This window comes from Nocardioides sp. CCNWLW239 (assembly GCF_037137035.1).
In the GTDB taxonomy this organism is placed as follows: Bacteria; Actinomycetota; Actinomycetes; order Propionibacteriales; family Nocardioidaceae; genus Nocardioides.
Genome location: NZ_JBBBNW010000003.1, coordinates 698464 through 722317 on the forward strand (window position 1 = coordinate 698464; position 23854 = coordinate 722317).

Below are 23854 nucleotides of genomic sequence, written 5' to 3' on the forward strand. Positions count from 1 at the left end.
GTCAGCTCCGCTCTCGTGTCGTGCTTGTCCCGGCGAGCAGGTCTCGCGCAGCCGCCAGGTGGTCGGCCGCCAGGCGTAGGAGCTCGTCGGGTGCGGTGGGACTCGGCGGCCGGACCATGGCCTCGGAGATGATCCCACGCCTGGCCAGGATCTCCTTTCGCAAGGAGAGCCCGATGCCCGGCTGCGCTTCGTAGTTGACCAGCGGCAGCCAGGGCGCGAAGGCGGCCCGGGCGGCGTCGTACCCACCCTCCTGCCAGGCGTCGAGGGCTGCTCGCAGTCCCTCCGGATGCGAGAACCCCGTCATCACGCCGGCGGCCCCGGCAGCGAGCTCGTCGATCAGCCCCACGCCGCCGAGACCGCCGAAGACCGGGATGTCGGTGTGGGCGCTCAGCCGCGCGATCGCGAGTGCCGTGGGCGGTGCCTCGGACTTGACCGCCACCACGAACGGGCACGCCCTCACGGTCTCGAGGACCTGCGCATCGCTCATCCGGACCCCGGATGCCACCGGGTAGTCCTGCAGGACGATGCCGACGCCGACCTCGTCGTGGATCGTCCTCAGGTGACGGGCCAGCGTCGCCGGGTCGGGCGTGTTCGCCTGCACCATCACCGCGGCCAGTGCAGGCCCCGCGGCGGCTGCGGCAGTGCGCGCCTGCTCCACTGCCACGGCAGTCGTCCGCGCGGACAGTCCGACCGTCAGTGGGAGGCCGGGCGCCTGCTCGGCAACGGCGGAGACGACCGCGGCCTGCTCGGCGGAGTCGAGGGAGTTCCCCTCGCCGAAGACGCCGAGGGCGACCAGGCCCTCGGCAGGGATGCGGAGGTAGAGGTCCACCTCGGCGCGCAGCGAGGCGAGGTCGACCATGAGCCGATCGCCGTGGAACGGCGTGGCCAGGATGCCCCAGAGGCCAGGGGAGAGGGCTGGGGGAGTCATCGGGATGTCCTTCCGTTACGGCGTTGCAGCGCCTCGGCGGCCACGTGCTCAGCGACGGCGAGGGCGGAGGTTGCTCCGGGAGATGGTGCGTTGCGGACCAGCACCACCCGGTTGGTGCCGGTGATCACGAAGTCGTCGACGAGGTGCCCGGCGTCGTCCATCGCCTGGGCACGGACCCCACGACCACCGCGCCGCACACCGGCGAGGTCGAGGTCGGGCACGTACCTGCGGGCCTCCTCGATGAACCTGCGGGAGCTCAGCGCGGTGCGGGACTCGCGGATCGCCGCCGCCACGTTCTGTGAGGCGAAGCGCCAGAAACCGGGGAAGCCGAGGGCCTCCCGTACGTCACGCGGGACGATCTTGCCCCGGTCGTAGGACTCTCGCCCGAGCGACAGGAACGCGTTGGGGCCGAGCGTCAGCGTCCCGTCGATCTTCGGAGTGACGTGGACGCCGAGGAACGGGTAGCGCGGATCCGGCACCGGATAGATCATCCCGTGCACCAGCGAGCGCTGAGTGGCGTCGGTGACGAAGTAGTCGCCGTAGAACGGGACGATCCGAGGCTCACGACGCTCGCCGACCAGGGCAGCGAGCCGGTCGCTCTGCAACCCGCCGCAGACGACGACCAGGTCGTAGTCGCCGTCCTCCTTCGTCGTCTGGACGCGTACGCCGTCGGTGCGCTCCGTCATCGCGGTCACCTCGTGACCGAGAAGCACCGATCCGCCGGCGTCGAGGAGGTCGGCGGCGAGCGCCTCGGTCACCGCGGGGAAGTCGATGATCGCGGTCTGCGGCGAGTGGATCGCGCGCACCCCGGCGGCGTTCGGCTCGATGGCTCGCAGCTCATCGGCCTCGACGACACGGACGCCCGGCACCCCGTTCGCGACCGCGCGCCGGTGGAGTGCGTCGAGCCGTCCGGCCTCGTTCTCCGACAGCGCCACCACGACCTTGCCGCACTCGTCATAGGCGATCGCGTGCTCGGTGACGAACTCCTGGAGCAGCCCGACACCTCGGCGGCACAGCATCGCCTTGAGGCTTCCCGGTTCGTAGTAGAGACCCGCGTGGACGACACCGCTGTTGTGGCCGGTCTGATGCGTGGCCAGGCGAGTCTCCTTCTCGAGCAGGGTGACGGCCGCGTCGTGGCGACGGGCCAGGTGCCGCGCGACCGCCGTGCCGATGATGCCGCCGCCGACCACGGCGACCCGGAGGGTCGTCATGAGGCTTCCTCAGCAGCGACCGAGCCGCTCGTCAGGTCTCCCACGGGCGGCGTACGAGCGGGGAGGCGTGGGGGTGTGCTCCGATAGGTCGCCGGTGTGGCCGACAGCGTGATCGGGTGCGCGACGGTCGGGACCGGGTCCCGATCCTCCCCAGGGACCTCGGCGACCGGTGCCAGGCCGAGCCGATCTGCGAGGGCGAACGCCTGGCCCAGGTCGTTGATCGGGCCGCACGGCACCCCCAGTGCCGACAGCTTGGTGAACCAGTGGTCGGCAGGCTGCTCCTTCAAGACATCTTCGAGCTCGGCCACCAGCACTGCACGGTGGGCCACCCGATCGGCGTTGGTCGCGAAGCGCGGGTCGTCGGCCAGGCCCGGCCGGCCTAGGCCTCCGGCAAGCAGGGCGAAGAGCTTGTCGTTCGCCGCGGCGACAGCCAGCGGCCGGTCCGCGGTGGCGAGCAGCTCGTACGGCGCGATGCTCGGGTGTACGTTGCCGAGCGCCTGAGGCACCTCGCCGGTCGTGACGTAGGTGGATGCCTGGTTCGACAGCGCGGAGAGGAGCGAGGACAGCAGGTTGACCTCGACCCGCTGCCCTTGCCCGGTGCGCTCCTTGTGGCGCAGGGCGGCGAGGATCCCGACGGTTGCGTGCAGTCCGGTGATCACGTCGACCAGCGCGACGCCGGCCTTCACCGGCCCGGACTCCGGGGTGCCGGTCACCGACATCAGCCCCCCGACGGCCTGGGCCACCAGGTCGTAACCGGGGAGGGATGCGCCATCGCGCGAGCCGAAGCCGGTGATCGAGCAGTAGACCAGCCCCGGATGCTTCTCGGACAGGGCGGCGTACCCCAGGCCGAGTCGTTCCATCGTGCCGTGGCGGAAGTTCTCGACGAGGACGTCGCATCCAGCGACGAGGTCCTGGGCCTCGCGCCGACCTTCGTCTGAGCGCAGGTCGATCGCGCGCGACTCCTTGTTGCGGTTCACCGAGAGGAAGTACGTCGACTCGCCGTCGTCGGACCATGGCGGACCCCACGAGCGGGTCTCGTCCCCGGTGTCCGGTCGCTCGACCTTGACCACCTCGGCACCGAGATCGGCCAGCAGCATCGTGGCGTACGGAGCTGCCAGCACCCGGCTGAAGTCGGCGATGCGTACGCCGGCGAGTGCTCCTGGGGTCACCGGAACGCCGCCTCTCCGGTCAGAGCGCGGCCGATGACGAGCTGGTGGACCTCGCTCGTGCCCTCGTAGGTGAGCACGGACTCCAGGTTGTTGGCGTGGCGCAGGACAGGATGCTCGAGCGTGATACCGGCAGCACCGAGGATGGTGCGGCACTCGCGGGCGATGGCGATCGACTCGCGGACGTTGTTGAGCTTGCCGAGCGAGACCTGCTCGGGACGTAGCGAGCCGGCGTCTTTGAGGCGGCCCAGGTGCAGCGCGAGCAGCATGCCCTTGCCGAGCTCCAGCGACATGTCGGCGAGCTTCGCCTGGGTCAGCTGGTAGGCCGCCAGCGGCTTGTCGAAGATGTCGCGGTCCTTGGCGTAGGCGATCGCCGTCTCGAGGCTGTCGCGGGCGGCGCCGAGCGCGCCGAAGACGATCCCGTAGCGGGCCTCGTTGAGGCACGAGAGAGGCCCCGACAGGCCGGTTGCCCCGGGGAGCACCGCGTCGGCGGGGAGCCGGACGTCGTCGAGCACGAGCTCGGAGGTGACCGAGGCGCGCAGCGACATCTTCTTCTTGATCTCGGGTGCCATGAAACCCGGCGTATCTGTAGGCACGACGAAACCGCGGATCCCATCGTCCGTCTGCGCCCACACCACCGCCACATCGGCCACCGAGCCGTTGGTGATCCACATCTTGTTGCCGGTCAGCCGCCAGTCCGACCCGTCCCGGACCGCACGTGTCCGCATGCCGGCGGGGTTGGAGCCGAAGTCGGGTTCGGTCAGGCCGAAGCAGCCGATCGCCTCGCCGGCGGCCATCGGGGGCAACCACTCCTGCTTCTGCTCGTCGCTGCCGTGCCTCCAGATCGCGAACATCGCCAGCGAGCCCTGGACGCTGACGAGCGAGCGGAGCCCCGAATCGCCGGCCTCCAGCTCCAGGCAGGCCAGGCCGTATGCCGTGGCGCTGGTGCCGGCGCAGCCGTAGCCGTCCAGGTGCATGCCGAGCACGCCGAGCGCGCCGAGCTCCTTGGCCAGGTCCCGGGCCGGGATCGAGCCCGACTCGTACCAGTCGGCGATCTCCGGCTTGATCCGGTCCTCGACGAATCTCCGTACGGTGTCGCGGATCGCCCGCTCCTCCTCGCCGATCAGCGAGTCGGTGTCGAACAGCTGGAATGGGGTCTGGGTGGTGCGGGCGGTCACGGGGCGGTCTCTCCTCGAGATGTGGTGGGGCAGGTTTCGGTGAGGTGGGTCGGGAGGAAGGGTGGGGCGCCACAGTGCGTGCTGTGCCGCCCCACCCAGCGAGCGGTCAGCCGAGGTCTTCCAGTGCGCGCTCGGAACCCGGGTGCAGCGGGATCGGCCCCGTCTCGGCCATGGTGGCGGGGTCGATCTCATTGGCAGCCGGGTGGACCTGGACGAGCTTGTCCTTCTGCTCGACCAGCATCGTGGTGAGAGCACAGGCCACGTTGTCGGGCATGTCGTTCTTCACGACGAGGACGTTGGGCACGACGATGGTCGGGATGTCCTCGGCCAGCTCGTAGGTGTCGCCCGGGATGGAGGTCTCCTCGTAGACCTCGTTGACCTCCTGCATCTTCGGCAGCAGCGGGGTGATGTCGATGAACTCGACCTTGTCGCCCATCGTGGTGAAGAGGTCGGTGATCGCGGGGGTGGGCAGGCCGCCGGACCACACGAGCGCGTCGATGGAGCCGTCCTTCATGCCGTCGACGGTCTTGGTCAGGTCGAGGCGCTGGCGCTTCACGTCCGACAGCTCGAGGCCCGCGGACTCGATCAGCCGGTTGGCGATGACCTCGGTGCCCGACTCGGGGGACCCGGTCGAGACGGCCTTGCCGGCGAAATCCTCGACCGAGTCGATGCCGGCGTCCTTGCGGACCACCACGTGGGTGTAGTTGGAGTAGATGCGGCCCAGGGTCGAGACATCCTGCGACTTCTCGAAGTCGGCCTCACCGTTGACCGCGTCGGCGGCGGAGTCTGCGAGCGAGAAGCCGATGTCGTAGTTTCCGGCCACGACCTGCTCGATGTTCTGCACCGAGGCACCGGTCTCCGCGGCGGTGGCCTTCAGGTCCGTCTCGTCGTTGATCACCTTGGCCATGCCGCCACCGACGACGTAGTAGACGCCGGTGGAGTTTCCGGTCGCGATCGCGATACGGCCGGTGCCGGCGTCGCAGCTGCTCTCGTCTGCGCCGGCACCCGCCTCCTGCCGGCTCTGCTGGCCGCCGCAGGAGGTCAGTACGAGGGCCGCGGCGACCGCGATCCCGGCGAGCGGGGTGATGCGTTTCATGGTGGTGCCTTTCTTGACGGTTGGGATCATGCGTGCGTCGGGTCGGGGGTCGGGTGGTCTGGCTCGCCCGTCGTTCCGGTCGCCTTGCGACGTACGACATGGAGCACCAGCGCGACGGCGAGCAGGGCGAAGCCCAGCGCGATGGAGGTCGGGACCAGGTAGAGGAGCAGCAGCGCCGCGGGCAGGCACAGGACGCGCTCGAGAAGGTTGGTCGGGCCGAGGATCCATCCGGTCGTGCAGATGGCGAGAGCGCCGACCGCGCATCCGGCGACCAGGAAGGTCCAGACGATGTCGATGAAGTCACCGCGGGCGAGGAGGTGCGCGCCGTTGTCGGTGACAACGAAGGCGATCGGGGCCAGGAAGGCGGGCAGGGTGTACTTGCAGGCCTGCATCATCGTCGGGATGATCTTGCCGCCGGTGATGGCGGCCGACGCCACCGCGGCGAGCGCGGTCGGCGGGGAGACCTCCGAGAGCACCGCGTAGTAGAAGATGAACATCGCCACCTGCGGGGCGTCCACGCCGAGCGAGATCAGTGCCGGGCCGATGATGACCCAGCTGAGGATGAACGAGGCCGTCACGGGCACCGCAAGGCCCAACAGCAGGATCGCGAGCGCGGAGAACAGCGCCGTGAGCACCAGCAGCGACGCCTCGTTGAAGGACAGTAGCGAGGCCAGGTCGACCAGGACGTCGGAGAGGACCTGACCCAGGCCGGTCTTGGCGATGACCGAGGTGATCACGCCCGCGGCGGCGCACACCGCGATGACGGGCAGGGCAGAGCGGATACCGGAGCTCAGGGCGCCGTACATCCGGCGGGCATAGTCCTTGAGCGACTCCCCGAGCTCCATCCGCTCCTGCTCGACGCCATGGTCGTCGAAGCCGCTGACCACGGGGCGCCGCGACAGCACCGCCTCGAGGAGTCCGAACAGCGCGGCGACGCCGGTGGCGTAGACGACGGCGCGGAACGGCGGGATGTCGATGGCGAGGAAGAACACGATCACGCCGAGGCTGATGAAGTGGTATCCGGAGCGGGCCAGCAGCCGCAGCGCGTTGCCGATGGCGAGGTCGACGCGGTGCGCCCCGAACCGGCGGGCATCGATCTCGACGGCGAGGAAGATGCCCAGGTAGTAGAGGAGCGTCGGGACGATCGCCCAGACCAGCACCGACACGTAGGAGACCCCGAGGTACTCGGCGATGATGAACGCCGCTGCTCCCATGGTCGGCGGCGACAGGATGGCGCCGATGCCGGACGCCGCCAGCATGCCTCCTGCCGCCTCCTTCGGGTAGCCGGCCCGGTTGAGGATCGGCCAGGCGAACGAGCCGAGGGTGACCGCGGTCGCCGTGCCCGAGCCGGAGACGGTGCCGAGCAGAAATCCGGAGGTCGCCACGGTGCGACCAGGGGCTGACCCGGACTTGCGGAACAGAGAGAAGCTGAACTCCACGAAGAACCGGCCGGCCCCCATGCGGTCGAGCACCGCACCGTAGATCGTGAACAGCACGATGTAGGTCGCCGCGACGTCGAGGGGCACCCCGAAGAAGCCGGAGGCCTCGTTGTAGAGGGCGTTGATGATCTGGTCGAGGTTGAGCCCGATGTGGCTGATGCTCCAGCCGATGGGCAGGTAGCCGCCGAAGTAGGCGTAGACGAAGAAGACGGCGCAGACTGCCGGCAGGACCAGTCCGGTCGTCCGACGGGTGGCCTCGAGCACCAGCACCAACAGCACGGTCCCCGCCACCACGTCGAGCGGGAGCAGCGAGCCCTGGCGGTCGAGGAACTCGCCGAACCCGCCGAGCCCGATGTCGGTCAGCGGCAACGGGAGGACCGGGTAGAGGCTCACGACCAGGGCGGTGGCGGCGAGCAGCCAGTCGACCACCCCGGGGTTGTCGGCCCGACCTACCGCATCGCGACGTCCCCGCATCCGGTAGGTCAGGAAGACCATCGGCAGCGTCATGCCGAGGAAGAGGATCAGGTAGTACTGGCTGCCCTGATCGAGCGGGTCGAAGACCTGACGGAGCACGAAGAGGGAGACCAGGAAGCACCACAGCCCGACGACGAGCTCCAGGCGCGGCGACAGGTTCCGGGACGGCTTCTCCTCGTCGTAGTCCGCGACGAGGCTGTCGACGTCGACCTGGGAGCCCGGTTGGGGAGTGGAGGTGTGGACTGGCATGCTGCGTAACCTAGAAGTGTCGTGCGTCACACCTTTCGGTTCGGCCGCGAGACTTTACAGACTTCTAACGTTGGCCGATCGAGCTCCCCGGCGCGTGCGTCGGGCAAGTGAGGTGAAATGCGAGTCCTTCTCGTCGAGGACGACGACCGTGTGGTGGCGGCGCTGATGCCTGCCCTGCAACGCATCCACCTCCACGTGCGCCGGGCCGGCACCGCAGCCGAAGCTCTGCAGCTCGTCGGGGGTGTGGACCTGATCCTGCTCGACATGGGGCTGCCCGATCAGGACGGCCTGGCCCTGTGCCGCCAGCTCCGGACCCGGGTGGACGTGCCGATCATCGCGGTGACGGCACGGAGGGACGAGCACACCGTCGTCTCCGCGCTTCGCTCGGGCGTGGACGACTACGTCACCAAGCCCTACCGGCTCGCCGAGCTCCTCGCCCGGATCGATGCCGTCATGCGACGTGTGGGGCAGCGGTCGACAGAGCTCGTCGAGCACGTGGGCGACGTTCACCTGGACCATGGGTCCCGGCGGGTCACGGTGGCGGGCGAAGAGGTCGCGTTGACCCGCAAGGAGTTCGATCTGCTCTCCATGCTCGTGCAGGCCGCCGGAGACACGGTCTCCCGGGAGACTCTGATGGAGGGGATCTGGGAAACGGCCTGGGTCGGTGCCTCGCGAACCCTCGACGTCCACGTGTCGGCGCTGCGCTCCAAGCTCGGTCGGCCGGGGTTGGTGGCAACGGTCCGTGGCGTGGGCTACCGGGTCACCATGCAGGAGTGACACGTGCGCCGACGTCTGCTCCTCGTGTCCCTGTCGCTGGTCGGGTTGTTGCTTCTCGCGCTCATGGTGCCGCTGGTCGCGACGTACGCCTCCGACCGCACCCAGGCCATGTTCGTGAGCCGGCTCGGCGACGTCACCCGGTTCGCGGTGGTGGCCGAGGATGCCCTCGAGTCGGGGCTCGCCGAGGAGCTGAGCGTCGACCTGGAGCGTTACGTGGACGTCTACGGCGGGTCGGTGCTGGTCACCGACGCGGATCGTCGAGTTGTCGCGCAAGCGGGTGCGGAGGCGACTGGAGACGATCCCGAGGTGCAGGAGACCATCGAGAGGGCGCTCTCGGGTGCTGGCTCCCAACCACCCGCCACGGTCTGGCCGTGGAGCGGCGACGACGTTGTGATCGGGTCGCCGGTCGGTAGGGACGCCCAGGTGCTCGGAGCGGTCGTCGTCGTCGCACCGACGAGTGCCGTCAAGGACAGCATCGCGCGCGGGCTCGCCTGGCTGGTGGCGGCCGGGCTCGTGGTCGTGCTGGTGATGGTCTTCGGTGCCGTGGTGCCGTTCGTGGGCTGGATCCTCCGACCGGTGGACGATCTCGAGCATGCGGCGAAGGACCTTGCCGACGGGGACCTGTCGTCCCGTGCCCACGAGCTCGGACCACCCGAGCTGCGACATCTCGCCCGGTCCTTCAATGCGATGGTCGACAACGTCGAGATGTCCCAGCGCCAGCAGCGGGAGCTGGTCGCCGACGCTGCCCACCAGCTCGGCAACCCGCTGACCGCGTTGCGGCTGCGGGTCGAGAACCTGGCGGCGACGGGGTCGCCCGTCGCCGCGGTCGAACCCGTCCTGGAGGAGACGGACCGGCTCAGCAGCATCGTCGATTCGCTGTTGAGGCTGAGCCAGGTCGGTGCGCATCGTGTCGCGCCGGTGGAGGTCGACGTGGCCGAGATAGTGCGCGAACGGTGTGAGATGTGGGAACCCGTCTTCACCCGGCTCCGTGTCGACCTACCCGAGAAGGCCCTCGCGCTGACCTTGCCGGACGTCGTCGAGGTCGTCCTGGACTCGCTCCTGGACAACGCCGCCAAGTTCGCCCCGGACTCGCCGGTCGAGGTCACGGTGACGGGCGGTGATGTCCCGGCGGAGAAGATCGAGGTGCGGGTCCGAGATCACGGGCAGGGCCTCCATCCCGACGACGTCGCCAAGGTCGGTGCGCGATTCTTCCGGGGCAGGCAGCACCAGAACGTCCCCGGCACCGGTCTCGGTCTGGCGATCGTACGTGCCCGCGTCGACGACCTGGGTGGGTCGATGGTCGTCTCGACGCCGAGCGACGGTGGCCTCGAGGTGGCGGTGGTGCTGCCGGCCGCTACAGCCGACGCTCTCGGTAATAGCGCTCTGCCCCCGGATGAAGGGGCAGGGGCGAGGTGAAGATCGCGGCTCCCAGGTTGGGTTGTCGCACCTCGGGCGATATCCGGTCGACCCGGTCCTGCGACTCGAACATCACCCGCGTCACGGCGTAGGCGACGTCCTCGTCGAGATCAGGGTGGACCACGAGGTGGTTCTTCACACTCACGGTGTCGACCGCACGGGGGAGGCCGTAGCTCGAGGTCGGGACCGGGCCCACGGTGTATTCGGGGCCGTAAGCCTTCGTCAGCTCGGGGACCGACGCTCCCAGGTCGACCAGCCGGATGGGCACGCTCTCGGAGAGCTTGGCCACTGCGCTATTGGGAATTCCGCTCACGAAGAAGAACGCATCCAGTCGTCCGTGACGGAGCCCGTCTGCCGACTGCTCCAGATTGTCATCGGTGCCGGTGACCTCGTCCGGCGCGATACCGGCGGTGGTGAGGATGCGACCGACGATCTGCCTCGTCCCCGATCCCTGGCTGCCCAGCCCGACGCGACGCCCGCGGAGATCGGCCACGTCCTCGACGGGCGAGTCGGCCGCCACCACGAGGTGCACGAAGCTGTCGTAGGTCCGGGTCAAGGCGGCCAGGTCGACCGGAGCGGCGAACGGCCCGGTGCCCCGGATCGCGTCCGCCGCCGCGTCGCCGAGGGCGAAGCCGATGTCGCTTCTGCCGTGGGCCACCTCGCGCAGGTTGATCAGGGAGGCGTTGGTGTTGTGAGCGGTGACGGTGACGCCCTCGAGGCGCTCCTCCAGGACAGCGGCCAGCGCTTTGCCGTAGCGGTCGAAGACACCACCTCGGTTGCCGGTGGCGATCGACAGACTCGTCTCGGGCAGCTCGCTCCACGTCCGCCCGACGCACCCCCCGAGCGCCATGGCGAGCGGACCACCGACGGCACCGACGAGCAGTGTCCGGCGCGAGGTGATCACGCCCTCAGCATTTCACATCGAGCTCTACCGGCGCCCGTGGCGAGCCAGGTCGGCCGATATCGGTTGCATGCCTCGCCGATCGGCGTTGTGATGCTGCTGTGAGCGATGACCTGTGGGGCACCGACCGACTCGACCTGACGGCTTACCTGGAGCGGATCGGGGTGAGCGAGCCGCCGGGTCCGTCACGGGCGGCGCTGGAGGAGATCTACGACGCGCACGTGCGCACCTTCACCTTCGACAACATCGATGTGCTGCTGGAGCAGCATCCGGGCGTCGACCTGGCGGACGTGCAGGAGAAGTTCGTCGGCCGGGGGAGAGGTGGCTACTGCTTCGAGCACGGGACCCTGCTCGCGGCGGCGCTGGACCGACTGGGCTTCGCCGTCGAGCGGCGACTGGCTCGGGTGGGCGCCGACCCGACCGCTGCGGGACGTACGCATCTGGTGGTTGTCGTCGAGATGGACGGAGAGCGGCTGCTGGCTGATCCCGGGTTCGGGCTGAGCGTGTGGCGGCCGATCCCGCTGGCCGACGGTGCGGTGGACGAGTTCCATGGCATCACCCACCGGGTCCGGTGGGGTGAGCACGGCTGGACGCTGGAGCGGGCGAAGGATGGCGGCTGGGAGCCGATGCACACCCATGACGAGGCGCTGGTCGTGCCCAGCGACGTCGCGATCGGCCACCACTTCACCAGCACCCACCCGTCGGTGCACTTCCGCCACCGGCTCATCGTGACCAAGCTTCTCGAGGACAGGCACATCAGTCTCACCAACACCACCGTCACCATCCGCCGCGAGGGTGAGGAGACCGAGCACCGGGAGATCGGGCTCGACGAGGTGATGGGGTACGTCGAGGAGATGGACGTGCCGCTCACCGATGACGAGAGGACCCGTCTCCGCGCGCGGGTCGCGACTGGCGGCTAGCTGTCATCGGCGACGATCCGCATCGCCATGGTGGGCTCGTCGGAGAGGTCGGTGATCAGCTGCCGGCGCTCCAGGACGGCCTCGTCCAGCTGCGGGCCCAGGGTGCCCAGCAGCTCGCGGGTCGTCGCGGCCGGTAGCGTGCTGAGGACGTGAGTCCGACGCCGGCCCGAATAGGGGACCACCCGGGCCAGCGCTCCGGCTACCGAGCGAGTCGTCTCGGCGAAGTGGTCCGTGATCGGACCGAGCCAGTCCGCGGCGCGCTCCGCCTCGGCGCGTGAGGTGCGGGTTCTCAGGTCCCCGAGGCGTACGTCGTCCAGGGCCTGTTCCAGGCGACGCTGTTCTGCGAAGGCCAGGCCGACGACGGCGGCCGAGCCGAGCGCGCCGAGCAGCGCGAGGCTAGCGACCAGCATGGACCTTGACCTCCGCCACGACGCCCTCCTCGGCGAGCCGCTCGCGCAGCGACTCGGCGGCCTGGTCGTAGACCATCTTGGAGAGCAGCGCGGGACGCACCTTGTGCAGCATGGTGGCGGCCTTCGTCTGGGCCGAGGCCAGCTCGAGCGGGTTGAGGATGCGGATGCTCAGCAGGCGGTCCTCGGGCGGAAGGTCGGCGTAGGCGGCGCGCGGCGCCGTGAGGTCGGCCTGCTCGAGTCGCCACAGCAGGCCGATGGTCTCGGCTCGCAGCGCCTTGTTGGCCTGACGCAATCGCCAGGCGACGGCTGCGGCGGCCACGGCGATCACCAGCGCCACGACGGCGATCAGGGTGCTCAAGGCTCTCCTCGCATCACGTTGTGCCCGTCGAGCGGCGGTCCGACGGGTGGCCCGGTCGGGCCCATCATGGAGCATCCGAGGATGGCTGTCAGCGGCGGTCGTCACAACACGGCACGCCGGGTGATTCGAATTGTGGTTCGACATCATGTATCTTGATATCAAGAGATCGACGGCACGTCCGTCGCAAAAGGTTAGGTGAGCCTTTGTTTTCCCGGCGTAGGTGGCCGGGGCAGGATGGGCCTCAAAGACTTGAATTCGTACGTCTGTGGACGCGAGCAAGGAGATGAACGCGTTGGCCAGCAAGGACAGCTTCGGTGCCAAGAGCACCCTGGACGTGGACGGTAAGTCCTACGAGATCTTCCGCCTGGATGCGGTCAAGGGTGAGGGCCTCGACGTTGCGTCGCTGCCCTTCTCGCTGAAGGTGCTGCTGGAGAACCTCCTGCGCACCGAGGACGGCGCGAACATCACCGCCGATGACATCAAGGCCCTCGCGGGCTGGGACGAGACCGCGGAGCCCGACAAGGAGATCCAGTACACGCCGGCGCGCGTGATCATGCAGGACTTCACCGGCGTGCCGTGCATCGTCGACCTGGCGACCCTGCGCGAGGCCGCGGCCGAGCTCGGTGGCGACCCGACGAAGATCAACCCGCTCTCGCCTGCCGAGATGGTCATCGACCACTCCGTGATCGCCGAGGTCTTCGGCACTCCGGAGGCCTTCGAGCGCAACGTCGAGATCGAATACGAGCGCAACCGCGAGCGCTACCAGTTCCTGCGCTGGGGCCAGACCGCCTTCGAGGACTTCAAGGTCGTCCCGCCGGGCACCGGCATCGTCCACCAGGTCAACATCGAGCACCTGGCCCGCACCGTCTTCACCCGTGAGGTGGATGGCGAGCTGCAGGCCTACCCCGACACCTGCGTCGGCACCGACTCCCACACCACCATGGTCAACGGCCTGGGCGTCCTCGGCTTCGGCGTCGGCGGCATCGAGGCCGAGGCGGCGCTGCTCGGCCAGCCGGTCTCCATGCTGATCCCGCGCGTGGTCGGCTTCAAGCTCAACGGCGACCTGCCCGAGGGCTCGACCGCCACCGACCTGGTGCTCACCATCACCGAGATGCTGCGCAAGCACGGCGTTGTCGGCAAGTTCGTCGAGTTCTACGGCGACGGCGTCACCGCGCTGCCGCTGGCCAACCGCGCCACCATCGGCAACATGAGCCCCGAGTTCGGCTCCACCATCGCGATCTTCCCGGTCGACGAGGAGACCATCAACTACCTCAAGCTCACCGGTCGCTCCGAGGAGCAGCTGGCGCTGGTGGAGAAGTACGCCAAGGAGCAGGGCCTCTGGCACGACCCGGCCGCCGAGCCGCGCTTCTCGGAGAAGCTCGAGCTCGACCTCGCCACGGTCGTCCCCTCGATCGCCGGCCCGAAGCGCCCGCAGGACCGCGTCTCGCTCACCGACGCCAAGACCTCCTTCGAGGGTCACCTGCCGACGTACACCTCCAAGGCGACCGACGCGAAGATCCCGGTCACCCTGGCCGACGGTCAGCAGTTCGAGCTGGAGAACGGTGCGGTCACGATCGCCTCGATCACCTCCTGCACCAACACCTCCAACCCGTCGGTCATGATCGGCGCGGCGCTGCTGGCCAAGAAGGCCGTCGAGAAGGGCCTGACCCGCAAGCCGTGGGTCAAGACCACCCTCGCGCCGGGCTCGAAGGTCGTCACCGACTACTACGACAAGTCGGGCCTCACGCCCTACCTGGAGAAGGTCGGCTTCAACCTGGTCGGCTACGGCTGCGTGACCTGCATCGGCAACTCGGGCCCGATCATCCCCGAGGTCTCCGCCGCGGTGAACGAGCACGACCTCGCCGTCGTCTCGGTGCTCTCCGGCAACCGCAACTTCGAGGGTCGGATCAACCCCGACGTGAAGATGAACTACCTCGCGTCGCCGCCGCTGGTCATCGCCTACGCCCTGGCCGGCAACATGAACGTGAACCTGTTCGAGGACCCGCTGGGCCAGGACCAGGACGGCAACGACGTCTTCCTCAAGGACATCTGGCCGACCCCCGCCGAGGTCGAGGAGACCATCGCCACCGCGATCTCCTCCGACATGTTCACCAAGGACTACGCCGACGTCTTCGCGGGCGACGAGCGCTGGCAGAACCTGCCGACCCCGACCGGTGACACCTTCACCTGGGACGAGGAGTCGACCTACGTCCGCAAGGCTCCCTACTTCGAGGGCATGGCCAAGACCCCGGCGCCGGTGACCGACATCGAGGGCGCCCGGGTGCTGCTGAAGCTGGGCGACTCGGTCACCACCGACCACATCAGCCCCGCGGGCAACATCAAGAAGGACTCGCCCGCCGGCAAGTACCTCATCGAGCACGGTGTCGAGCAGCGTGACTTCAACTCCTACGGCTCGCGCCGAGGCAACCACGAGATCATGATCCGCGGCACCTTCGCCAACATCCGGATCAAGAACCAGGTCGCCCCGGGCACCGAGGGTGGTTACACCCGCGACTTCACCCAGCCCGACGCTCCGGTCAGCTTCATCTACGACGCCGCGCAGAACTACGCGAAGGCCGGCACCCCGCTGGTCGTCCTCGGCGGCAAGGAGTACGGCTCCGGCTCCTCGCGCGACTGGGCCGCCAAGGGCACCTCGCTGCTGGGCGTCAAGGCGGTCATCACCGAGTCGTTCGAGCGCATCCACCGCTCCAACCTCATCGGCATGGGCGTCATCCCGCTGCAGTTCCCCAAGGGCGAGAACGCCGACAGCCTCGGCCTGACCGGTGAGGAGACCTTCTCGATCTCCGGCATCACCGCGCTCAACGAGGGTGTCACCCCGAAGACGGTCAAGGTCACCACCGACACGGGCGTCGAGTTCGACGCGGTCGTCCGCATCGACACCCCCGGTGAGGCCAACTACTACCGCAACGGCGGCATCCTGCAGTACGTCCTGCGTAGCCTGGTCAACGCCTGAGTCTGACCTGACGAACGGCCCGTCACCCCGACTGGGGTGGCGGGCCGTTTCGCGTCGAGCGCTCCGGACGGATCTCAGGGCTTGGGGATGACGGTGCGAGCGATCATGACGTCGTGGTCGGTGTAGGTCGCGCCCTCGATCTCGAGGGTCGGCTCGCCGATGTTCCCGTAGATGTGCTGGATACCGGGCAGCTGGGCGGCATCGTCGTCCGTCAGCGTCCAGAAGCCCTCGGGGGCGCAAGAGGCCTGCCGGTTCATGTCACCGCCGAAGAGGGTCGGGTTGGTGCGCGACTCGAGGACCGCGCGGAGCTCGCCGCACTGGAGGTTGTTGGCGGAGGCCGGGTCCGCCTCGCCGTCGGTGGACAGGTGGGTGGTGCACACGTCCACTCCGCGAGCCGTGGTCACACAGAGCCAGCGGCGCTGCTCGGAGCCGTTCCAGCGGGAGTACGCCGCGTCCTGGGAGGTCATGATGGCCTCCTTGGTCAGCACGGCGTTGCCGAAGACGCCGCGTCCGCCGGGAGTCTTGCACTGGTAGGGATCCGTCGGATAGAGGACGGTCGCGAACCGCATGTGGTAGCCCGTGCGTCCGGCGATCTTCTCCACGTCGCCGCTGCACGCCTCGTTGAAGGTCACCGCGTTGACGTCGTTCTCCTGGATCCGCTCGACGGCCTCGTCGAGGATCTTCGGGTATTCGGTGTCGGGATAGCAGCGGGCACCGCCGCTGAGGCAGAGGTTCATCTGCATGAGGGAGTACGGCGCGCCGACCTGAGCCGGCCTCTCGGGCGTCGCAGCCCATGCGGGGGCGGCCGTCGAGAACGCGGACAGCACGATGAGGCCCAGCGCGGTGAGGGCGCGGACGGCAACCAGGCGTGGAGTGTTCACGGGGCGACGAAACCAGCCCTCCGCCTGCGCGTAAAGGCTACCCGAGAGTCGTTCAGCCAACGCTCACGTGTGCGAACCCCGGCATCCGCCGTGAGGTCACCGAACGCCGGTGTCTCAGGTCAAGGAGGCGATCCTGGCGCGGCTGTCCTCGTGGAGCGCGGCGAGGAGGGCATCGGCGGCCTCGCCGTGCTCGGCCGTGGCCGCAGCGATCTCCGCAACGGTCTCGTCGGAGAGTCCGGCGAGGATCGGGTCGACCACGGAAGGCTCGTCGATGAAGAGCGCGAGCTCGAGGATCTCGGCGCCCGACGCGCCGTCGACGACCTCGAGCGACGTCTCGGGGCGTACGACACCGGTGAACCTGGCCAGGGTGAGCAGGTGTCCATCGGTGAGCAGGCGGCGGCCGACCTCGACGACGAGCGCGCCGTCGAGCTTGGCGATGATGCCCTCGACCCGGGTCGGGTCGAGGTGGACGGAGAGGTCGGCGAGGAACTCCGGCTTCAGGTGGCCGGCGAGCTTCGCGGCATCGGCAGGATCCATGACCGCCGCGACCCGGGCGCTGAGCATCGGTCCCATCGCGATCTCGGCGATCTTCGCGGTGATCGCCGCCGGCAGCTTCTTGCTGACCGCGGCCAGGCCCTTCACCCGGGACTCGTGACGGCTGAACATCGCGTGCGAGACGATCCCGCGAAGATCGCGGAGGTCACCGGGCGAGGTGGTGGCGAGGAAGGCCAGCTCGCTCGGGTCCACCTGCATCTCGTGGGCGAGCTTGGTGATCTCCAGGTCGCTGGTCAGGGCGGTCATCGGGCACCTCCGAGCATCTTCTGGACGACCCCGCGCAGCATCTTCGGGACCAGCTTCAGCGCCTCGTCGAGCGAGGCCTCGAAGGCCTTGTCCTCTGCGGTCATCGCGTCCCGAACCAGGCCGTCGAACCGGTCCAGCTGCTGGTCGTCGTACGCCGCCAGCGGCGCGAGCCGTGTGGCCGGCACGCCCAGGGTGGCAGCGAGCCGGTCGAGTCCCTCACTCATCGGTACCTTCCCGCCGGTCGTGGCACGTTCGGCCCCCGGCGGCGCCACTATATGCAGTCGGCGGAGGCGGTCGGGGAGACCGTTGGATAGTGTCGCGTCATGCTCGTCGCCTTCTCGATCGCTCCGACGACCACCGACGACCCCGACGGGTCGGTGGCCGCGTCCGTCGCGGAGGCGATCCGCATCGTCCGCGAGTCCGGACTGCCCAACGAGACCAACGCCATGTTCACCAACCTGGAAGGCGAGTGGGACGAGGTGATGGGGGTCATCAAGCAGTGCGTCGACGCGGTCGCCGCCGTCTCCCCGAGGGTCGGGCTGGTGCTCAAGGCCGACATCCGACCCGGCTACACCGGCCAGCTCACCGCGAAGGTCGAGCGGATCGAGCAGGAGCTCTCCGGGGACTGACCCCGGAGAGCCCTCAGAGCCCGCGGGCCATCGCGTCCTGACCGGTCTTGATGGCCTCCCGGATGCGGGAGTAGGTGCCGCAGCGGCAGACGTTGCGGATGGAGTCGAGGTCGCCCTCGGTGATCGCTCGTCCCTCCTCGCGGACCTTGTTCACCAGAGCGACGGCCGCCATGATCTGGCCGGGCTGGCAGTAGCCGCACTGGGCGACGTCGTGCTCGAGCCAGGCCTCCTGCATCGGGTGCAGCCCGTCGCCGGGGGCGGTGTCGGCGAGGCCCTCGATGGTGGTGATCTCGTCGTCGGCCCCGATGTCGGCGACCCGGACCGAGCACGGGTTGAAGGCCTTGCCGTTGATGTGCGACGTGCAGGCCTTGCAGACGTTGATGCCGCAGCCGTACTTCGGGCCGGTGACGCCGAGGACGTCGCGCAGCACCCACAGGATGCGTACGTCGTCCTCGACGTCGACGGTGACGGTCTCGCCGTTGAGCTGGAAGGTGTGTTTAGGCATCGAGAGACCTCAGAACGTGTGGGCGAGGCCGTCGGTCGGCGACTCGGGGACGGACGGGATGAAGGGCTTGGGCTCGAAGTGGAGCGGATCGTGGAAGTTGATCGGGAACTCCGTCGGCATCTTGCCGGTGGCGCGGGCGTAGGCACAGGCGACGGCCGCCATCGAGGCGGCCACACCGGCCTCGCCGACACCGCCCGGCTGGCTGCCGTGCGACTCGATCACCTCGCACTCGAACTCGAACGGCGTGTTCCACTGCCGGGTGTAGGCCGAGTTGTCCCAGCTGGCCTCCAGGAACTGACCCTCGACCAGGTGGTTGCTGTAGGTCAGCGCCTGGCACATGCCGTCGGAGAAGCCACCCATCATCTGGGCCTTCACGCCGGCCGGGTTGATCACCAGGCCGACGTCGGCGACCACGACGGCCTTGGTGACCCGAGGGCCGGTGACCCCGTCGCGTACCTTCCGGTTGACGGTCTCCGGGCGGCAGTCGATCTCGACGAGGACGGCAGTGGCGCCCTTGTACTCCTTGTGGATGGCGATGCCCTGCGCCGTTCCTGCCGGCATCGAGCGCCCCCAGTCGCCGAGCTCGGCGGCACGGTTCAGGACCCGCTTGACGGTGGCACTCTTGAGGTAGCTGCGCCGGAAGGCCACCGGATCCTGCTTCAGCTTCTTGGCGAGCTGGTCGACCATGAGCTCGCTGGCGGTGGCGACGTCGGGGGAGTAGATGTTGCGCACGGAGCTGGTGTTGAACCGGTCGACCGCGGGCTTCGGCTCGTTGAGCAGCTGGGTGATGACACCGAAGTTGTAGGGCAGCTCCTGGCTGAGCAGGAAGATCGACTCCGAGAAGCTCAGGTTCGACAGACCGGTCGGCAACGCCGCGACCTCGGCGGTCAGTCGCTCCCCGAGACCGTGCGTGAAGTCGGTGGCCACGCTGGCATGGCGCTGCTCGAACGTGAGGACGCTGCCGGCCAGCACCGTCGCCCGGATCCGGGAGACGGCCATCGGGTGCACCCTGCCCTGACGCGGCTCGTCGGCGCGGTGCCACATCAGCTTGACGGGCGCCCCGAACGCCTTGGAGGCGTGCGCGGCCTCGACCGCGGCGTCGCTGAAGAGCTTGCGCCCGAAGGACCCGCCGCCCTGGACCACGTTGACCGTCACCTTGGTCTGCGGGAGACCGAGCGCCTTGGCGATCCTGCCCTGCGCGTCGATCGGTGACTTCAGACCGCCCCAGACGGTGGCCTCGCCGTCGCGTACGTCGGCGACCGCGCAGTTGGGCTCGAGCGCCGAGCCGCTGCGGAAGTGGAAGGTGAACTCGCCGTCGACCGAGGTCGCCCCGATCTTCGGCACCGCGAGCGGGATCTGACCGGCCTTGAGCTCGGCCTTGATGTCCTTGGCCGACTTCGTGGTCACGGTGCCGGAGTTCCAGGTGACGTCCAGTGCGCGGATGGCGTCGATGCACTGACCGAAGGTCTTCGCCCGCACCGCGACACCGGTCGGGATGATCGCCACGTGCGTGACGCCGGGCATCGTCTCGACATCGCTCTGGTTCCGGATCGCCTCCGGCGTGCCGTTGAGCTCGGGGGCCCGGCAGACCATCGTGGGCAGCGCGCCGGGGATGTCGAGGTCCATGGCGAACTGCTTCTTGCCGGTGACGGCGTCGCGCGCGTCGACGCGCCGATGGGGCTTGCCGACGATGGAGTGCTCCGACGTCTTCTTCAGCTCGACCTCGACCTTCTCGGTCGTCGGCTTCGCCGCCTTGGCGGCGGCCTCGCCGTAGGTCACCGACGATCCGCCCGGGAGGCTGATCACCCCACCCTTGGAGACCAGCTGAGTCACCGCGCCACCGAGCATGATCGCGGCCGCCTCGAGCAACGCCTTGCGGGCGATGGCAGCGGCGACGCGCACCGGGGTGTACATCGACACGATGGTGTTGGAGCCACCGGTCAGCTGGTTGAAGAGCAGCTCGGGGCGTGCCGGGGCCAGCGTGACGTGCACGTGGTCGACCGGAAGATCGAGCTCGTCGGCGATGAGCATCGCGACGGCCGTCGTGATCCCCTGGCCGACCTCCATCCGGGGCAGCGCGAAGTGGGCGTGCCCCTTCTCGTCGACCTCGATCGCGATCAGGTTCGAGGTCGGCATCGCGCAGTGGGTCAGGAAGTCGTTGAGGTCGTAGACCTCGGCGACCTGTGGCGCTGACGGCACCGGCAGGGCGTTGGCGGCCGGCGGTGCAAGCCCGAGCTCTGCGGCGGTGATGAGCGTCGCGCCGCCGACGACGTATCCGACGAACGAGCGTCGGGAGACCCGAGCAGGGCCGTCCGAGTTAAGCGTCCCCATGTGTGTTCACTCCTGGCGTGGGCAGGGTCCGAGAATTGTGACCCCTGACACATAGCACCCTTCACCGGCAAAGCCGCGTTTGAGAAGGGTGCGTCGGGAAATTTGTGCCCGGGCACGAACACCCTTGGCGCCGCTGCATGACGATGCAGCGTGAACCGCGGAGAGCGCAGAGAGTGAGCTAGACGGCCGTCGGCTTGCGACCGTAGAACCAGTAGACCGCTGCGCCGAGCAGGTTGGTGCTGCCCCACAGCCGCCACAGGGTCCGGGGTCCACGGATCTCGTCGTCGGATCGCTGCTGCAGGTCCCGCAGGATCACCGGGGCGACCGCTGCCTGGGCCACGAGCGCGCCGGTGGTCAACATCGCCTTCTGCTTCTTGGTCAGTGCCATACCGCCAGTCTTTGCCTTGGCTTGCGTCCAGTCAAGGTTCGTACGTCTCACAGGAGTGTCGGCAGGTCGGCGGTCGAGGCGAGGAGGTGGGTGTGGGGCTCGGTGGCGAGCTGGTCATGGGTGAAGGACCCGGTGGCGACGCCGACGACGAACCCGGCCCCGGCGTTGGCGCCGGCACCGAGGTCGTTGGGCGTGTCGCCGGCGACCAGCACGCGGCGTACGTCGCTGACGCCGGTGGCCTCCATGCAGCGGAAGACGAGGTAGGGAGCCGGGCGGCTGGCGGCGACGAGGTCGGAGGTGACGACGGCGTCGACGGTGTCCTCGGGAGCGGGCCCGACGGTCCAGTCGAGGCCGTCGAGGATGGCGGCGGCGATCTCGGCGGAGTAGCCGGTCTGCAATGCCACCTTCACGCCGCGCGAGCGCAGCGTCTGGAACATCTCCGGAACTCCGGGGAACGGCTGAGGCGGGGTCTCGCGGTAGGCGGTGATCAGGCGCTCGCCGAAGCCGTCGAAGATCTTGTCGACCTGGGCGGTGCTCGGGTCCTGGCCGAGCCCGCGCAGCAGTCCGTGGATCGCCTCCCACTTCGAGGTGCCCTTCCATCGCAGCAGCAGGTCGTGGGGGACCGGCTCGCCGGCGGCGTCGGCGACGGTCGACTCGAGCACGTCGTAGACCAGCCCGCCCTCGTCGACGGTGGTGCCGGCCATGTCGAGGGCGGCGAGCTGGAAGGCAGTCACGAGATCTCCTTGAGGATGCGTACGTCGGTGCGGATCCCGGCCGCGGACGGCCGGGCGTTGTCGATGGTGAAGGTGACCCGGTCGGGGCGGTAGCGGTCGTCGGCGTACTCCAGCGGCGTGCCGTCCGGCGAGGTCGCCCGGCGGCGTTCGCGCAGCAGCGGGCTGCCGACGGAGATGTCGAGCAGATCGGCGTCGGTCTCGTCGGCCGCGACCGCGTCCATGGTGTGACGCGCCGCGTGCAGGTCGACGCCGGCTGCGGTCAGGTAGCCGTAGAGCGAGCCGGAGTCGGGGTCGAAGTCGAACAGGAGCCGGCCGACCCTCTCGACGAACGTGCTGCGCTCGAGCATCGCCGGCTGCCCGTCGAGCAGACGCAGGCGCAGCACGTCCACGACCGGGTCGCCCTCGTCGATGGCGAGCGCCTCGGCGGCCGCGGCGGTGGCGCCGCGCCGCGCGACCTCGATGGTGCGCTGGCCCGGGGTGCGGCCGATCTGCTGCACCCAGGCGCTGAAGGAGATCAGCTGCTCGAAGGGCTGGCCGAGAGCGGTGTCGCGCACGGTCGGGGGGCGCCCCTGTCCGCCACTGAGCAGTCCTTCGCGTCGCAGGCTCGCCAGTGCCGTGCGGATCGTGCCGCGGGAGGCTCCGAACTGCTCGCACAGCTGTGCCTCCGACGGGATCGGCGCGCCGGTCGGCAGCTCGCCGGCGATGATCCGGGCACGGATGGCCTCGGCGACCTGGACATGCAGCGGGCTCCTCATGGGAAGCAGGCTACAACTTGATCAGACAAGATGGCGGAAGCACTTCGTGAACGGCTGGAAAACGCCCAGAGCTGCTGATAGGACGCAGGAGAACGGCCGGTTAACTTGTCTGTACATGTTGTTCGGAACTGTTGACCAGGCCCACCGGGAGACAGAAGTGTTCGGGCCGTGCCAACTCATACGACCACCCCCGCCGACGCCGCCGACCTCGTGGTCGTCGGCGCCGGGATCGTCGGCCTCGCGCATGCCGTCGATGGGCTCGAGCGCGGTCTGAAGGTCCATGTCATCGAGCGGGACGAGCGCGCCGTCGGCGCCTCGGTCCGCAACTTCGGGCACATCTGCACCACGGTGCAGTCGGGCCAGGCACTGGCCTACGCCCTCCCTGCCCGCGAGCGCTGGCTCGCTCTCGCCGCCAAGGCGAGCTTCGGGGTCCAGGAGACGGGCACCGTCGCCGTGGCTCGCAGCGAGGCCGAGATGGCCGTGCTCGAGGAGTTCGCCGCGTCCCGGGGCACCGAGCACGCCCGGCTGCTCGACGCCGAGGCCACCGGTGCGCTGTTCCCGCCGGCCACCTCCGAGGTCCTCGGCGGTGCCCATCTTCCGCTCGACCTCCGCGTCGATCCGCGGGAGGCACTGCCTGCGATCGCACGCTGGCTCGAGACCCAAGGCGTCCGGTTCAGCTGGGGGACCCACGTCGGCGCCGTGGAACCGGTCGCCGACGGGGTCGCCGTCCGCACCAGCCGCGGAACAATACGTTCCGCACGCGTCGTCCACGCCGCCGGTCACGACGTCGACCGGCTCTTCCCCCAGGTCGCCGAGGAGGCGGACGTACGCCGCTGTCGGCTGCAGATGCTCGAGGTCGCACCTCCGGGCGACGTCGAGATCGGCCCGGCGGTGCTGACCGGGCTCTCGATGCTGCGCTACGGCGGGTTCGCCGAGACCACGGCGGCCGCTGACGTACGCACGGAGCTCGAGGCCACCGCACCCGAGCTCCTCGACGTCGTCATGAACCTCATGCTCACCCAGCGACCCGGCGCCGGCGGCCGACCCGGCTCGATCGTCCTGGGCGACACCCACCACTACGACCGTACGCACCAGCCCTTCGACGACGAGCACGTCGCCGACCTGGTGCTGCGCGAAGGAGCGCGGCTGCTCGGGGCTCCGCTCACCGTCCGACGTCGCTGGCGAGGGGTCTACGCGGACTCCCCGCGCACCGACTTCCTCGTCGACGAGCCGTTCCCGGGCCTCCGGGTCGTCTCGGTGACGTCGGGCATCGGCATGACCACCGCACTGGGCCTCGCGCCCACCGTCCTCGACCAGCTGCTCTGATCACAGG

At 69.2% G+C, this 23854-nt stretch carries 23 protein-coding genes; 6 read left to right on the forward strand and 17 right to left on the reverse strand.

From position 1 onward, the window contains the following. Position 1: 1 nt before the first annotated feature. The 6 genes from WBG06_RS15170 to WBG06_RS15195 all read right to left on the reverse strand — a co-directional run bounded on the left by WBG06_RS15170 (position 2) and on the right by WBG06_RS15195 (position 7741). The gene (locus WBG06_RS15170) at positions 2–928 is read right to left on the reverse strand and encodes a dihydrodipicolinate synthase family protein (protein WP_336737675.1); all 927 of its coding nucleotides are present in this window, start codon (positions 926–928) and stop codon (positions 2–4) included. After that, positions 925–2139 carry an L-2-hydroxyglutarate oxidase gene (gene lhgO / locus WBG06_RS15175; RefSeq protein WP_336737676.1) on the reverse strand — a complete coding sequence of 405 codons (1215 nt, stop codon included), beginning with the start codon at positions 2137–2139 and terminating at the stop codon, positions 925–927. The genes WBG06_RS15170 and lhgO overlap by 4 nt, the downstream gene beginning before the upstream one ends. After that, positions 2136–3308, reverse strand: coding sequence for a CaiB/BaiF CoA transferase family protein (locus WBG06_RS15180; protein ID WP_336737677.1), 1173 nt, complete (start codon positions 3306–3308; stop codon positions 2136–2138). Before WBG06_RS15180 ends, lhgO begins: the two co-directional genes overlap by 4 nt. After that, the gene (locus WBG06_RS15185; RefSeq protein ID WP_336737678.1) at positions 3305–4483 is read right to left on the reverse strand and encodes an acyl-CoA dehydrogenase family protein; all 1179 of its coding nucleotides are present in this window, start codon (positions 4481–4483) and stop codon (positions 3305–3307) included. The genes WBG06_RS15180 and WBG06_RS15185 overlap by 4 nt, the downstream gene beginning before the upstream one ends. Before the next feature lie 106 nt (positions 4484–4589). After that, positions 4590–5579, reverse strand: coding sequence for a TAXI family TRAP transporter solute-binding subunit (locus WBG06_RS15190; protein ID WP_336737679.1), 990 nt, complete (start codon positions 5577–5579; stop codon positions 4590–4592). Positions 5580–5605: 26 nt separating this feature from the next. Next, on the reverse strand, positions 5606–7741 hold the full coding sequence (locus WBG06_RS15195; RefSeq protein WP_336737680.1) for a TRAP transporter permease: 2136 nt from the start codon (positions 7739–7741) through the stop codon (positions 5606–5608). Between the two features lie 117 nt (positions 7742–7858). Between WBG06_RS15195 and WBG06_RS15200 the strand changes: the two genes are divergently transcribed. After that, positions 7859–8518, forward strand: a complete 660-nt coding sequence (locus WBG06_RS15200) for a response regulator transcription factor (RefSeq protein WP_336737681.1) — start codon at positions 7859–7861, stop codon at positions 8516–8518. A 3-nt stretch (positions 8519–8521) separates the two neighbouring features. Beyond that, entirely contained in the window at positions 8522–9934 is a 1413-nt protein-coding gene (locus WBG06_RS15205) for a HAMP domain-containing sensor histidine kinase (protein ID WP_336737682.1), read from the forward strand. Here WBG06_RS15205 and WBG06_RS15210 read toward each other — a convergent pair. Beyond that, the gene (locus WBG06_RS15210) at positions 9873–10838 is read right to left on the reverse strand and encodes a TAXI family TRAP transporter solute-binding subunit (RefSeq protein WP_336737683.1); all 966 of its coding nucleotides are present in this window, start codon (positions 10836–10838) and stop codon (positions 9873–9875) included. The genes WBG06_RS15205 and WBG06_RS15210 overlap by 62 nt on opposite strands. 98 nt (positions 10839–10936) lie before the next feature. On the opposite strand from WBG06_RS15210, the gene WBG06_RS15215 reads away from it, so the two are divergent. Next, positions 10937–11755, forward strand: a complete 819-nt coding sequence (locus WBG06_RS15215; RefSeq protein ID WP_336737684.1) for an arylamine N-acetyltransferase family protein — start codon at positions 10937–10939, stop codon at positions 11753–11755. On the opposite strand, the gene WBG06_RS15220 is transcribed toward WBG06_RS15215, so the two are convergent. Both WBG06_RS15220 and WBG06_RS15225 read right to left on the reverse strand, forming a co-directional pair. Continuing rightward, a complete protein-coding gene (locus tag WBG06_RS15220; protein WP_336737685.1) occupies positions 11752–12165 on the reverse strand; it encodes a hypothetical protein in 414 nt (137 codons plus the stop codon). The two genes, WBG06_RS15215 and WBG06_RS15220, sit on opposite strands and share 4 nt — an antisense overlap. Next, entirely contained in the window at positions 12152–12523 is a 372-nt protein-coding gene (locus tag WBG06_RS15225; protein ID WP_336737686.1) for a hypothetical protein, read from the reverse strand. The genes WBG06_RS15220 and WBG06_RS15225 overlap by 14 nt, the downstream gene beginning before the upstream one ends. Before the next feature lie 283 nt (positions 12524–12806). Between WBG06_RS15225 and acnA the strand changes: the two genes are divergently transcribed. Further along, positions 12807–15497: an aconitate hydratase AcnA gene (gene acnA / locus WBG06_RS15230; protein ID WP_336737687.1), complete on the forward strand. Its 2691-nt coding sequence runs from the start codon at positions 12807–12809 to the stop codon at positions 15495–15497. A gap of 74 nt (positions 15498–15571) precedes the next feature. Here acnA and WBG06_RS15235 read toward each other — a convergent pair whose 3' ends face one another. The 3 genes from WBG06_RS15235 to WBG06_RS15245 form a co-directional block, all read right to left on the reverse strand. Then, entirely contained in the window at positions 15572–16378 is an 807-nt protein-coding gene (locus WBG06_RS15235; RefSeq protein ID WP_336737688.1) for an endonuclease/exonuclease/phosphatase family protein, read from the reverse strand. 114 nt (positions 16379–16492) lie between these two features. Beyond that, the gene (locus WBG06_RS15240) at positions 16493–17179 is read right to left on the reverse strand and encodes a hypothetical protein (RefSeq protein WP_336737689.1); all 687 of its coding nucleotides are present in this window, start codon (positions 17177–17179) and stop codon (positions 16493–16495) included. Then, positions 17176–17403, reverse strand: coding sequence for a hypothetical protein (locus WBG06_RS15245; protein WP_336737690.1), 228 nt, complete (start codon positions 17401–17403; stop codon positions 17176–17178). Before WBG06_RS15245 ends, WBG06_RS15240 begins: the two co-directional genes overlap by 4 nt. Before the next feature lie 99 nt (positions 17404–17502). Here WBG06_RS15245 and WBG06_RS15250 point away from each other — a divergent pair, with 99 nt between their 5' ends. Further along, positions 17503–17808: a thiamine-binding protein gene (locus tag WBG06_RS15250; RefSeq protein ID WP_336737691.1), complete on the forward strand. Its 306-nt coding sequence runs from the start codon at positions 17503–17505 to the stop codon at positions 17806–17808. A 13-nt stretch (positions 17809–17821) separates the two neighbouring features. On the opposite strand, the gene WBG06_RS15255 is transcribed toward WBG06_RS15250, so the two are convergent. From WBG06_RS15255 to WBG06_RS15275, 5 genes are all read right to left on the reverse strand, one after another. Beyond that, positions 17822–18313: a (2Fe-2S)-binding protein gene (locus WBG06_RS15255; protein WP_336737692.1), complete on the reverse strand. Its 492-nt coding sequence runs from the start codon at positions 18311–18313 to the stop codon at positions 17822–17824. Positions 18314–18322: 9 nt separating this feature from the next. Further along, positions 18323–20644: a molybdopterin cofactor-binding domain-containing protein gene (locus tag WBG06_RS15260; protein WP_336737694.1), complete on the reverse strand. Its 2322-nt coding sequence runs from the start codon at positions 20642–20644 to the stop codon at positions 18323–18325. Positions 20645–20822: 178 nt separating this feature from the next. Further along, positions 20823–21032 (reverse strand): hypothetical protein, encoded by a 210-nt coding sequence (locus WBG06_RS15265; protein ID WP_336737695.1) that lies wholly within the window; start codon positions 21030–21032, stop codon positions 20823–20825. A 47-nt stretch (positions 21033–21079) separates the two neighbouring features. Next, the gene (locus WBG06_RS15270; protein WP_336737696.1) at positions 21080–21766 is read right to left on the reverse strand and encodes a phosphonatase-like hydrolase; all 687 of its coding nucleotides are present in this window, start codon (positions 21764–21766) and stop codon (positions 21080–21082) included. Further along, complete coding sequence (locus WBG06_RS15275; protein WP_336737698.1) at positions 21763–22521, reverse strand: GntR family transcriptional regulator; 759 nt, start codon at positions 22519–22521, stop codon at positions 21763–21765. The genes WBG06_RS15270 and WBG06_RS15275 overlap by 4 nt, the downstream gene beginning before the upstream one ends. Before the next feature lie 168 nt (positions 22522–22689). Here WBG06_RS15275 and WBG06_RS15280 point away from each other — a divergent pair, with 168 nt between their 5' ends. Beyond that, positions 22690–23847, forward strand: a complete 1158-nt coding sequence (locus tag WBG06_RS15280; protein ID WP_336737699.1) for a TIGR03364 family FAD-dependent oxidoreductase — start codon at positions 22690–22692, stop codon at positions 23845–23847. Positions 23848–23854 lie beyond the last annotated feature (7 nt).